This window comes from Pseudomonas sp. P7758 (assembly GCF_013386485.1).
Classification (GTDB): Bacteria; Pseudomonadota; Gammaproteobacteria; order Pseudomonadales; family Pseudomonadaceae; genus Aquipseudomonas.
Genome location: NZ_JACARS010000213.1, coordinates 1 through 11,433, shown reverse-complemented (window position 1 = coordinate 11,433; position 11,433 = coordinate 1). Strand labels below are relative to the sequence as shown.

10 protein-coding genes are annotated in these 11,433 nt (G+C 62.2%); 7 read left to right on the top strand and 3 right to left on the bottom strand.

Annotation, left to right across the window (positions count from 1 at the left end):
• The first annotated feature begins 209 nt into the window (after positions 1-209).
• The 3 genes from HX873_RS30680 (at position 210) to HX873_RS30670 (ending at position 3,252) form a co-directional block, all read left to right on the top strand.
• Positions 210-578 carry a cytochrome c5 family protein gene (locus HX873_RS30680; RefSeq protein ID WP_177123711.1) on the top strand — a complete coding sequence of 123 codons (369 nt, stop codon included), beginning with the start codon at positions 210-212 and terminating at the stop codon, positions 576-578.
• 77 nt (positions 579-655) lie between these two features.
• On the top strand, positions 656-1,984 hold the full coding sequence (locus tag HX873_RS30675) for a D-arabinono-1,4-lactone oxidase (RefSeq protein ID WP_173883077.1): 1,329 nt from the start codon (positions 656-658) through the stop codon (positions 1,982-1,984).
• Positions 1,985-2,043: 59 nt separating this feature from the next.
• Positions 2,044-3,252, top strand: coding sequence for a DSD1 family PLP-dependent enzyme (locus HX873_RS30670; protein ID WP_177123713.1), 1,209 nt, complete (start codon positions 2,044-2,046; stop codon positions 3,250-3,252).
• Between the two features lie 127 nt (positions 3,253-3,379).
• Here the strand turns inward: HX873_RS30670 and HX873_RS30665 are convergent, their stop codons facing one another.
• Entirely contained in the window at positions 3,380-4,321 is a 942-nt protein-coding gene (locus tag HX873_RS30665) for a transporter (protein ID WP_003219185.1), read from the bottom strand.
• A 203-nt stretch (positions 4,322-4,524) separates the two neighbouring features.
• Between HX873_RS30665 and HX873_RS30660 the strand changes: the two genes are divergently transcribed.
• A complete protein-coding gene (locus HX873_RS30660) occupies positions 4,525-5,562 on the top strand; it encodes an AraC family transcriptional regulator (RefSeq protein WP_102368645.1) in 1,038 nt (345 codons plus the stop codon).
• 111 nt (positions 5,563-5,673) lie between these two features.
• Positions 5,674-6,111, top strand: coding sequence for a carboxymuconolactone decarboxylase family protein (locus HX873_RS30655; protein WP_003219182.1), 438 nt, complete (start codon positions 5,674-5,676; stop codon positions 6,109-6,111).
• Between the two features lie 198 nt (positions 6,112-6,309).
• Here the strand turns inward: HX873_RS30655 and HX873_RS30650 are convergent, their stop codons facing one another.
• Positions 6,310-7,074 (bottom strand): helix-turn-helix transcriptional regulator, encoded by a 765-nt coding sequence (locus HX873_RS30650; protein ID WP_177123709.1) that lies wholly within the window; start codon positions 7,072-7,074, stop codon positions 6,310-6,312.
• Between the two features lie 99 nt (positions 7,075-7,173).
• Here HX873_RS30650 and HX873_RS30645 point away from each other — a divergent pair, with 99 nt between their 5' ends.
• Positions 7,174-8,304 carry an MFS transporter gene (locus HX873_RS30645; protein ID WP_177123707.1) on the top strand — a complete coding sequence of 377 codons (1,131 nt, stop codon included), beginning with the start codon at positions 7,174-7,176 and terminating at the stop codon, positions 8,302-8,304.
• On the opposite strand, the gene HX873_RS30640 is transcribed toward HX873_RS30645, so the two are convergent.
• Positions 8,294-10,456, bottom strand: a complete 2,163-nt coding sequence (locus HX873_RS30640; RefSeq protein WP_087694140.1) for a TonB-dependent siderophore receptor — start codon at positions 10,454-10,456, stop codon at positions 8,294-8,296. The two genes, HX873_RS30645 and HX873_RS30640, sit on opposite strands and share 11 nt — an antisense overlap.
• Before the next feature lie 190 nt (positions 10,457-10,646).
• On the opposite strand from HX873_RS30640, the gene HX873_RS30635 reads away from it, so the two are divergent.
• The gene (locus HX873_RS30635) at positions 10,647-11,426 is read left to right on the top strand and encodes an acetoin reductase (RefSeq protein ID WP_134326202.1); all 780 of its coding nucleotides are present in this window, start codon (positions 10,647-10,649) and stop codon (positions 11,424-11,426) included.
• Positions 11,427-11,433: the final 7 nt, after the last annotated feature.

Sequence of the window (11,433 nt, the reverse complement as noted above, 5' to 3'; positions counted from 1 at the left end):
GGGCTTGCTCGGGAATGCGTTGTATCAGTTAAAAATTTTGTGCCTGACGCACCGCATTCGCGAGCAAGCCCGCTCCCACATTTGATCGGCGTTGCGGCTCAATCAACTGTCCGCCCAAGCCCCCCTTTCTGTCCCCCAATACCCTCAACGCCGCGCCCTGGCTGCCTTAGTGTGGATCACGCTTTCACACAATAAGAGAGAAGGTGGCTATGCGGGCAATCAACCCCCGTCGCATCAGTCTGCTGCTGGCCGTGACCTGCCTGCTGACAGCCTGTGACGACAAACCGAAACATCCCCCCGAACGCGCCACGGCGGCCAATGCCATGCCCGGCGACGCAGCCCTGGCCCAGGTCTACGACACCAGTTGCAAGCTGTGCCACGCCAACCCGGCCTCCGGTGCGCCGCTGACCGGTGACGGCCCGGCCTGGAGCCCGCGCCTTGCCCAGGGCCCGGACACCCTGCTGGACCACACCATCAATGGCTACAACGGCATGCCCCCGATGGGGATGTGCGTGCAGTGCTCCGAAGAGCAATTCCTGGGGCTGATCAGCTTTATGTCGGGTCAACACATCCAATAAGAATAACGGGGTAGGCGATGGGGCTTTCACGGCGAGAATTATTGCAGCGCGGCGCGGTAGCCGGCGCGTTCATGGCATTGACCAGTAACCCGGTACTGGCCCAGCTGGCCCGGGCACCGCGGTTGATTCCCTGGCGCAATTGGTCGGGGGCGCAAACCTGTCTGCCCCTGGCGCGGCTGGCGCCGAAGAACCTTGATGAACTGGTGCAGGTCATCGGCCAGGCACCGGGCAAGGTGCGGCCGGTGGGCTCGGGCCATTCGTTCAGTGCCCTGGTGCCCACCGACGGCACGCTGCTGTCCCTGAGTTACTTCAATGGCCTGCTGGATCACGACCCGCAAACCGTGCAGGCCACCTTCGCCGCCGGCACGCCGATGTCGCGCATGGGCCAGGCCTTGAAAGACGTTGGGCAGGCGCTGCCGAACATGGCGGATATCGACTACCAGACCCTGGCCGGGGCGATCTCCACTTCCACCCACGGCACCGGTGTGGGCTTCACCTCATATTCCGGTTGCGTCACCGGCCTGCAACTGGTGACCGCCCAGGGTGAGGTGCTGGAGTGCGACGCCAAGCGTCACCCCGAGGTGTTCAGTGCCGCCCGGGTGTCCCTCGGGGCCCTCGGCGTGGCCACCCAGGTCCGCCTGCAAAACCGCGCACCGTACCGCCTGAGGGAGCGCCAGTGGATCGCCAAGACTGAAGAACTGCTGGAGGACGTGGCTAAGAACACCCGGGAAAACCAGCACTGGGAAATGCTCGTGGTGACCCATTCCGACTACGCCCTGTCCATCGCCCTGAACGAAACCACCGACCCCGAAACCCCGCCCATCGACCCGGCGGAGGCGGGCGGCAACGAGTTTGTATCGATCATCGAGAAACTCGACAAATACGGCAGCGATTTCCCCGAGGCCCGGCGTACCTTGCTCAACAGCCTGCGCTTTTTTGCCAGCTTCGATGACCGCGTGGCCGAGTCGTTCCAGGTGTACGCCAACGTGCGCAACGTGCGTTTCAACGAGATGGAATATTCGGTGCCCGCCGAGCACGGACCGGCATGCCTGCGGGAAATCCTCAAGCTGATCAACGACAAGGACCTGCGCACCTGGTTTCCCATCGAGTACCGCTACGTCAAGGCCGATGACATTCCGCTGAGCATGTTCGAGGGCCGCGACAGCTGTTCGATTTCCGTGCACCAGCACTACACCATGGACCACCACAACTTCTTCGCCGCCGTAGAACCGATCTTCTGGAAATACGCCGGTCGCCCGCACTGGGGCAAGTTGCACACCCTCAATGCGCGCACCTTGCAGCCGCTGTATCCGCGCTGGGAGGAATTTACCCGAGTGCGCCGCGAGCTGGACCCCAGCGGCAAATTCCTCAATGCGCACCTGTCGTCTATTCTGGGAGTGGCCTGATGAACCGCAGACATTTCATGCTCGGCACCGGCGTGTTGCTGGTGGGTGGTGCCATCTTGCTGAGGCCGGGCGACCGGGGCAGCCCTTACACCGAGTATTTCCGCAGCCTCAACCAGGAACTCAAGGCCCATGGGCCGATGCGCCCGGTGATGCTGATCGACCTCGATCGCCTGGACCACAACATCGACGTGGTGATGCAGTCAGTGCAGCGCGGCGGCAAACATCTGCGGCTGGTGGAGAAATCCCTGCCGTCGCCGGGGCTGCTGGCGTACATCGCCAAGCGAGCCGGCACCCAGCGCTTGATGTCGTTTCATCAGCCATTTCTGAATCACGACGCCCAGGTGTTTCCCGACGCCGACATCCTGCTGGGCAAGCCGTTGCCGGTGCGTTCCGCCGAGTTGTTTTACCAAACCCACAAGGGCCCGTTCGACCCGTCCCGCCAGCTGCAATGGCTGCTGGACACGCCCGAGCGCCTGCAACAATACCTGGCGCTGGCCCAGGGGCTGGGCACCAAACTGCGGGTCAATATCGAGCTGGATGTGGGCCTGCATCGCGGCGGCATCAGCGACAACGCGGTACTGGGGCAAATGCTCACGCTGATCAGCGCTCATCCGCAGCAGCTGGAATTCAGTGGGTTCATGGGCTACGACCCGTTCGTGGGCATGGGCGTGCCGGGGATTCTCGGCTCGCCCCAGGACCTGTTCGACAAAGTCATGCAGCGCTACAACGGCTATGTGGATTACACCCGCCAGCACTTTGCGCCGCTGTGGCGCGACGGGCTGACGTTGAATACGGCAGGCAGCCCGAGCTATCGCATTCACGAGCAGGAGAAGCTCAGCAGCGAGGTGTCGGTGGGCACGGCGTTGCTCAAGCCGACGCACTATGACTTGCCGTCGCTGAGCGAGCATGTGCCGGCGGCCTATATCGCCACGCCCGTGTTGAAAAGCACCGGGCCGGTGGACATTCCGGCGCTGGATGGCAAGTCGCGGTTGTTCTCGTGGTGGGATGCGAATCAGCGCGCCACGTTCTTTATTTATGGGGGTAACTGGATGGCCGAGTTTGAATCGCCCAAGGGCTTGCAGAGTAATGACCTGTACGGGCGCAGCTCCAATCAGGAGATGGTCAATGGTTCGCCCAAGGTGGGGCTGAACGTGGAAGACCAAGTGTTCCTGCGTCCGACCCAGAGTGAGTTCGTGCTGTTGCAGTTCGGGGATTTGCTGGCAGTGCGGGGCGGGAAAATCGTCGATACCTGGCCGGTCTACACCTGACAACGCCGTCCCACTGTAGGAGCGAGCTTGCTCGCGAAAAACCCAAGGACGACGCGGTCTTCCAGGCAGCCCGCGTTATCGTTGACGTTTTTCGCGAGCAAGCTCGCTCCTACAGTTTTTGTCGGGTTTACAGGGCAAACGGAATCGTCAACTTCGCCCACAACATGTCGCCTTCCGGCCGGTTCTGCACATCAAACTCCTTGGCCCAGCGCACCTCGGCACTCGCATACTTGAGGAAGGTGAAATACACCGCCGGACCGATCGCAAACACCTGGCCCTTGACCCCGTCATCCACATCTTCGCCATAGATGTTCACCACGGTATGCCCGTATTGCTTATCGTCGGTGGTCTGCTTGAGGTAGTAGCCGTTGAGCCCAAGGCTGAGGTTATCCGTCACCTTGTAGCTGGCCGAGTAGTCGAAGTGAAAAATCTGCCCCGACCGGTAATGGGTGTCGGGGTTTTCCTTGTTGAAGCTGTAGGTGGTCTTGATCGACAGCTCAGTGCGCTCGTTGGGCATCCAGGTCGCCGACACCAACGGTTTGTAGGTGTAGAAATTGTTGCTGGTATTGGCCAGGCGCGTGGCGTCGTATTCGCCGGTGGGCAGGGTGATTTCCAGGGCGGTGCCCACTGTCAGGTTCTTGCCCAGGTCCCAGAGGATGATCGGCGCCACGGTGGTGTCGCCCATGCTTTCCCGGGTGTCGGACATGCCGAACAGCGACACCTGTTGCTTCAGGTACGGCTGGGCGATGTAGCCGCCCAGGCGCCCGCCGAATACCCGCAACGGGCTGAGGTAATCCAGGCGCGGGATGATCGCGTCGGACTTGATCTTCACGTCCGGCACCTTGCCACCCAACGAGCTGATATCGAGCTTCCTGGCTTCGTAGTGGTTGTAATAGATGTTGAAGGCGAACATGTGGTCGGGCAGGTTGTTGACGTCCAGCGGCAGGATGTAGAAGCCATCGGTGCCGGGGCCGATGTTGTCGACGCCGCCTTCGGTGGCAAGGGCCGGCAGGCTGATGAGGGTCAACAGGGCGAGTTGCACGGGGTAAAACGCACGGGTCGTGTTCATGTCTGGGCTCATTATTATTATCAGGACGACGCTGCCTATAGAAATAAGCCCTCGGCGCCCGGCGGGGCAGGGTATTGGCGGCCACATAGGGGGACTTTGGCGGACAGCTTTCATCCAGAGTGCAGCAGTTCTTGCAAGAGCCTATGATTGTCAGGATGTTTCCAAAACAAGAACTGAAGCACTCAGTCGGGAATCGAAGATCCATGCAAAGGAAAGCCGTTGATCCGCACTATGATCTGGCCCTGGTCTCGCCATTTCTGTTGCAAACCCTCGGCCAAGTGGTCGCGCAAAAAGGCGCGAGCGCCGAGCACCTGTGCCGTGGCCTGGGATTCACCCTGGCCGACCTGGACGACCCGGCCCAGCGCATTTCCTATCGCCAGGCGGTAGCGATGATCCAGCGTGCACTCAAGGTGTTGCCCGACCAGGGGCTGGGCCTGTGGGTAGGCCATCAGAACGTACTCGGCACCCTGGGCCTGCTCGGCCATGTGATTTCACTGTGCAAGACGTTGCGCGATGCGTTTGCCATCGGGGAACGTCATCAGCACACCTCCGGCGGTATCGCCACCTCGCGCACCCATGAAGGTCCCCAGGAAGTTTTCGTCGATATCGAATGCCTGCTGCCCTACGCCGAGGTGCAGGTGTTTGCCGCCGAGGAGTTCTTCGCCAGCCTGATGGTGTATGGCCGCGCCCTGGTGGGCGAGGGCTTCATGCCGCTGCGGGTCGAATTTATCCACGCCGCGCCCACCTATGTCGCTGACTATCACCAGCTGTTGGGTGCGGATGTGCGTTTTGGCTGCCTGCATAACCGCATGGTCCTGGCCAGCCACTGGCTGGATGTGCGGCTGCCCAATCACCATGCCCTGGCCTTGCGCCAGGCCCTGGAACTATTGGAACTGGAAAGCGCGCAACTGCATCAGAAAATGGATTTGATCCAGGCGGTGGAGCGCGCGATTTCCCGGGATTTGCAGGGCAGCCAGCTGGAAAAGGTCGCCAGTGACTTGAACATGAGCGGGCGTACCTTGCGCCGGCGCCTGACCGAGCATGGGCTGACGTTCGAGGGCTTGCTGGAACAGGTGCGCAGGGCAAGGACCATGGGCTTGCTGAGCAACCCGGGGTTGTCCATCGAACGGATCACCGAGGAAGTTGGCTACAGCGATGTGCGCAGTTTTCGGCGGGCGTTCAAGCGCTGGACCGGGCTGAGCCCCAGTGCGTTTCGCGGTGAAGGCGCAGGGCCGGGGTGATCGTCAGGATTGGCCCCATTGGCTACCTGATCTTTCCCCGGATTGGCTATTTGTCCAATGCCCCCTCGTCACTACTCTAGACACCAATCCCCACTGTTCTGGAGTATCACCATGCAAGCTCGTACCGACTTCTACACCGCTTCCCCGGATGCCATGAAAGCCATGCTGGCCCTGGAGGCTGCCGTCGGCAAACTGTCCATCGAACTGCCGCTGCTGGAGCTGGTGCGCCTGCGTGTGTCGCAGATCAACGGCTGCGCCTTCTGCCTCGACATGCACACCGCCGACGCCCGCAAGGGGGGCGAGACCGAGCGCCGCCTGTACACCGTGTCGGCCTGGCGTGAAACGCCGTTCTTCACCCCCCGTGAACGTGCCGCGCTGGCCTGGGCCGAAAGCCTGACCCTGCTCAGCCAGACCCACGCACCGGATGCAGACTTCACCGAACTGGCCGCCCACTTCAGCCCGCAAGAGCAAGTCGACCTGAGCGTGGCGATCGCCACCATCAACAGCTGGAACCGTCTGGCGGTGGGTTTTCGCAAGATGCCTAAATAACCCGACAAGACGCCGGGATGACTGATCGTTCCCGCGCTCTGCGTGGGAATGCCGCCCCGGACGCTCTGCGTCCAGCGGGCGATGCAAGGCTCAAGTCTTGCGTACGGGTGACGCGGAGCGTCACGGGATGCATTCCCACGCAGAGCGCGGGAACGATCAGTGAAGCCGATCTACCACCGGGTTACAGCCAGTCGGCATTCACTTGAAGTAACCCCGTGGCGTGGCGCCGGTCATGGCCTTGAAGAAGGCGATCAGCGCACTGTCACTGGCAAAGCCCAACTCAAAGGCGCAGTACCCGAGACTGAGCCCGGTGGCGAGCAGCTCGATGGCGCGCATCAGGCGCCACTGCTGGCGCCATTGCTGATAGCCCATGCCGGTTTCCCGCAGGAAGATCCGGCCGATGGTTTTGCCGCTGGCGGCCACCTGGCGTTGCAAGGCTTGCAGCTCCGGCGGCAGGGTGTCGAGGTTCTGCAATAACGGCGCCAGGCGTTTGTCCGTGGGCAGGGGCAGCAGCAGCGGTTGCTCGACCGCCTCGCGGATTTCACTCAGGCACAGCGCCAGCAAATGCGCGTATTTGCCCTGTTGCCAATCGGTGTCGAACGCCGCCATTGCCATCGGCTCCAGCACCGCCCGCAGCAGCGCACTCACCTCAATCACCCGCACTTGTGCCGGCAACTGCCCGGCCAATGCCGGGCTGACATACACCGAACGGTAATCCACGGTCTGTTGCATCACTGCCCGGTGCGGCACACCGCCGGGAATCCACGCTGCCCGAGTGGGCGGCAACAGGCACAGCTGGTTGGCCAGGGTAATGCGCGTGCAGCCCTGTTGGGTGAACAGCAATTGCCCGCGCTGATGCTGATGTACACCGGAGTCGTGATCACCCAGCAGGGCGGCGATGCCCACCACGGGCGCGTCGAAGCGGTCGGGATCGAAAGGTGTCTGCGCCGCCAGCCATGCCATGGGATGTCCGATTTCATTGATAAGGTGTCGAAGTCTGGATAATACGCCAGCTGCCGCTGTTTAGACTCCCTGGCCTGTTTACTCGTGAAGAGCGTCTGGATGATGTTGAAAAACTTGCTGGTGCTGGCGGTGGCGCTGCTGATGTTCCCGCAAATCGCACAAACCCTGTATAGCCCTGCGCTGGCGGATATCGGCCAGGCGTTTGCGGTAGGGCCCGAGGCGGCGGGGCAGACCTTGTCGGTGTACTTTCTGGCCTTCGCGTTCGGGGTCGTGGTGTGGGGACGCTTGTGTGACCGCTTCGGCCGGCGCCCGGTGATGCTGGCCGGGTTGGCCCTTTATGGCGCGGCCACAGCGCTGGCCTTGGGCGTGCGTTCGTTCAACGGCCTGTTGCTGGCCCAGGCGCTGGCGGCGTTTGGTGCGGCGGTGGGGTCGGTGGTGACGCAAACCGTGCTGCGCGACCGCTTCAGCGGTGCCGGGCTGGCGCAGGTGTTTTCAGTCGTGGGCATTGCCCTGGCGGCCAGCCCCGCCATTGGCCTGTTCACTGGCGCGGGCCTGGTGCAGCACTTTGGCTATCGCGGGGTGCTCACAGGCTTGTTGCTGCTGGCGCTGACGTTATTGGCCTGGTGCCTGTGGGCCTTGCCGGAAACCCGCCCGGCCTCGCTGCCCACAGCGTCGTTGCGCGGCACCCTGGGCCTGATGCTCAAGGATGCGGCGCTGTGGCGTTCGGTGGGGCTGGTCGCGGTCTTCAATATCGCGCTGTTCAGCTATTACAGCCTGGGGCCGTTTGTGTTCCAGCGCCTGGGGTTGTCTGCCGAGCAGTTCGGCTACAGCGGCGTCCTGCTGGCGTTGGGCTCGGGGCTTGGGGCCTGGCTCAACAAGGGGTTGCTCAAGCGCGGGGCCGGCAGCGAACAGCTGGTGCTGGCAGCCGGTGGCGTGATGTTAGTGGGCAGCGTGCTGGTGGTGCTGTTACAGGACCGTTGGCTGTTCGTGTTGCCGATGCTGTTGGTGGTCATGGCCTTCGGCATGGCGATTCCCAATGTCTTGGGGGCGGCACTCACGGCTTATCGCGACCGCCTTGGCACCGCCGGTGCCTTGTTCGGTTTGCTGTATTACCTGGTGATCGGGGTGGGGTTGACCCTGGCAGCCTGGGTCCAGCAGTTGGGCTGGACCCTGTTGGTGTGCGCCTTGGCGGCGCTATGCCTGGCGATCCCGCGTACCGTCAGAAATTGACCGTGGCACTCAAGCGCGCCGTCAACGGCGCACCCTGGAACAGGTAGTCATCGCCCATGTATTCGCCAGCATCGCGCCAGTAACGCTTGTCGAACAGGTTGTCGACGCTCAGGCGAAACACCGTTTCATAGCCATCGAGTTTGGTGGTGTAGCGGCTGCCGACGTTGACGATGGCGTAGTCGCCCACTTCCACATCACCGGTGCGATTGGCGTACTTGTTGGCGCTGTATTGCACGCCGCCGAGCAGCGCCAGGCCGTCGACCCAGGGCAGGGCGTAGTCGGCGTACAGACTGGCCCGCAGTTTCGGCACGTTGATCGCCTGATGGCCTTCGTATTCCGGCGTGCCGCTGCCCGTCACCCGTGCACGGATGGCCGCGACGCTGGCGGCGATCTGCAAGCGCTGGGTGGCCCAGCCGTTGGCGGACAATTCCAGGCCGGTGTTTTTCTGCTCGCCCTGTTGCACGTAGGTGTAGTCGCCGGCGTCATCCGGCCTGGCATATTGATAGGCCTGGCGAGTCTGGAAGATCGCGGCGGCAAAGCTGATGCGGCGCCAGTCGTATTTCACCCCGGCTTCGATCTGGCGGGAAACTGTCGGGGCGAGGGTTTCATCTTTATTCAGGGCAAACCACGGCGCGGTACCGCCCAGGGACAGGCCTTTGCTGTAGCTGGTGTAGAGCGACAGGTTTTCAATCGGTTTGTAGATCAGCGCCGCCTGGGGCAGGAACACATACTGCCGGGTGTGGCGCGACTCGTTGCCCTGATCATCGAAAGCCTTTTCGTCCAGGCGCACTTCGCGGCCACCCACGATGGTCTGCCATTGCTCGTTGAAGCTGATGCGGTCGGTGACGAACAGGCCGTATTGGCGGCTGTCGAGGTTGCGATGGCTATCGTTCAGGGGTTTATCGGTGGGCGCGAAGTTTTCCGGGTCCTGATTGATATTGCCGGAGCCAATCATCTCGTTGACCGATTCGCGCTTGTCCACCACTCGCCGAAACGCACTGCTGCCAAACGTCAACTCATGCCCCAGGCCACCGGTATTGAACAACCCGGTCATCGCGGCCTGGATTTCATCATCGCGCCGGGTGTCATCAGGGCTGCGGAAGTCATAGATATCGTAGTTGCCTTCCGGGCTGAAGTAGTTCGGTACCTTGGCCCCGGCACAGCTCGCGGACCCGTAGCAGCCCCACGCAAACGAACTGTAATCATCAATCACCACCTTGCTGCGTGCCGCGCTGACGCTGCCTTTCCACTGGTCACTGAAGCGATATTCAAACTTGCCGTTGAGGTTCAGCGAATCAATCCCTACCTGATTCGCACCGCTCTGATGCCCCAGCAGTTTTTTCGGCGACGCGTCGTGCGGCACCTCGGTCCCGCCCAGCAGCTGATAACCCGGCACCGAGCGCTGTTGCTTGTTCTGATACTCGGCATCCAGCTGCAATACCGCGTCGGGGCTGATGTTCCAGTCGAACGCCAGGGACAGGAAATCCCGGTGGCCATTGGCATGTTCGACATAGGAATGCAGGTCTTCATGGGCCACGTTGGCGCGCAGGCCGAACTGCTGCTCGCTGCCAAACCAGCCGCCCACGTCGGTGGCCAGGTAACCACTGCCGCGATCATCGGTGGACACCGTCACCGAGCGCACATCCTCCGGGCGCTTGGTCACGTAATTGATCACGCCGCTGGGCTCGGAAATCCCGCTTTGCATACCCGACAATCCCTTGAGCAGCTCCACGCGCTGCTTGTTCTCCAGGGCAACGTTCTGCTCGCCGGTGATGGTGCGGCCATTGATCTTGTAACTGCTGGCGGCATTCAGCGAGAAACCGCGCACCACGAAGTTTTCGTAGTAGCCGATGGGCGCATAGCTGTCGCCCACCGAGGCGTCATTGCGCAGCACTTCGCTGAGCAAGCGCGCCTGCTGGTCCTTGATCAACGACTCGTTGAACACCGCGATCGAGGCCGGCGTGTCGAGCAACGGCGCCTCATTGAAAGCGCCCACCGACGCGGTGTCGGTGTTATAGCCGGATTCATCCTGGCCCTGGACCTTCACCTCCGGCAGCTCGATATCAGCCGCCTGGCTGCTTCCAATACCTGCGCTGAGCAACAGGCCGAGGGCAAAACGTGAAGGGGCAGCGGGGCGAAGACGCAAAACCATGGGGGAAGGCCTGAGAGCGCAGAGCGGAGGGCGCATAAGCTAGGCATAACGGCGGCGTTTTACAAGTTTTCGAGAATGGTTCGCTTTGAGACGTCCCGTCTCAGCCCGCAGATCAATCCTGCTGCTGCTCGACAGCGGCCCCTGGCAACTGCGATAGACAAGGCTTCTCTCACCGTTGAAGGAGATCGTCATGAGTATCGCTGGAAAAGTTGCACTGGTGACCGGCGCCGGGCAGGGCATCGGCCGGGCCATCGCCCTGCGCCTGGCGCGGGACGGCGCCGACATAGCGTTGGTGGACATCAACAGCGCGAAGATTGAAGCGGTGGCGGCCGAGGTGGTTGCACTGGGGCGCAAGGCCTCGGTGTATGTCGCCGATGTCTCGAAGCTGGAGCAAGTGGTCGCGGCGGTGGACCATGCCCACCAGACCCTGGGCGGCTTCGACATCATCATCAACAACGCCGGTGTCGCACAGATTGACGCACTGCTGGACGTAACCCCGGAACAAGTCGACCGCACGTTGCGTATCAACGTGCAGGGCACGCTTTGGGGCATCCAGGCCGCAGGCAAGAAATTCAAGGCGCTGAAGCAGAAGGGCAAGATCATCAATGCCTGCTCGATTGCCGGCCATGAAGGCTTTGCGCTGCTGGGGGTGTACTCGGCCACCAAGTTTGCCGTGCGTGCGCTGACCCAGGCCGCGGCGAGGGAACTGGCCATTGACGGGATTACCGTCAACGCCTACTGCCCGGGTGTGGTGGGCACCGACATGTGGGTCGAGATCGACAAGCGCATGGCCGGGATTACCGGCGCCGAGGTGGGGGCGACGTACAAGAAGTATGTGGACGGGATTGCGTTGGGCCGGGCGGAAACGCCGGAGGATGTGGCGGGGCTGGTGTCGTACCTGGCGGGGCCGGATTCGGATTACATGACCGGGCAATCGCCGTTGATTGATGGCGGGATTCTGTACCGCTGAGCCGGCG

Coding starts and splice junctions, on each gene's coding strand:
- HX873_RS30645 (WP_177123707.1), top strand. CDS start 7,174: ATGATGTTGAAAAACTTGCTGGTGCTGGCGGTGGCGCTGCTGATGTTC.
- HX873_RS30680 (WP_177123711.1), top strand. CDS start 210: ATGCGGGCAATCAACCCCCGTCGCATCAGTCTGCTGCTGGCCGTGACC.
- HX873_RS30650 (WP_177123709.1), bottom strand. CDS start 7,074: ATGGCATGGCTGGCGGCGCAGACACCTTTCGATCCCGACCGCTTCGAC.
- HX873_RS30660 (WP_102368645.1), top strand. CDS start 4,525: ATGCAAAGGAAAGCCGTTGATCCGCACTATGATCTGGCCCTGGTCTCG.
- HX873_RS30655 (WP_003219182.1), top strand. CDS start 5,674: ATGCAAGCTCGTACCGACTTCTACACCGCTTCCCCGGATGCCATGAAA.
- HX873_RS30665 (WP_003219185.1), bottom strand. CDS start 4,321: ATGAACACGACCCGTGCGTTTTACCCCGTGCAACTCGCCCTGTTGACC.
- HX873_RS30635 (WP_134326202.1), top strand. CDS start 10,647: ATGAGTATCGCTGGAAAAGTTGCACTGGTGACCGGCGCCGGGCAGGGC.
- HX873_RS30640 (WP_087694140.1), bottom strand. CDS start 10,456: ATGGTTTTGCGTCTTCGCCCCGCTGCCCCTTCACGTTTTGCCCTCGGC.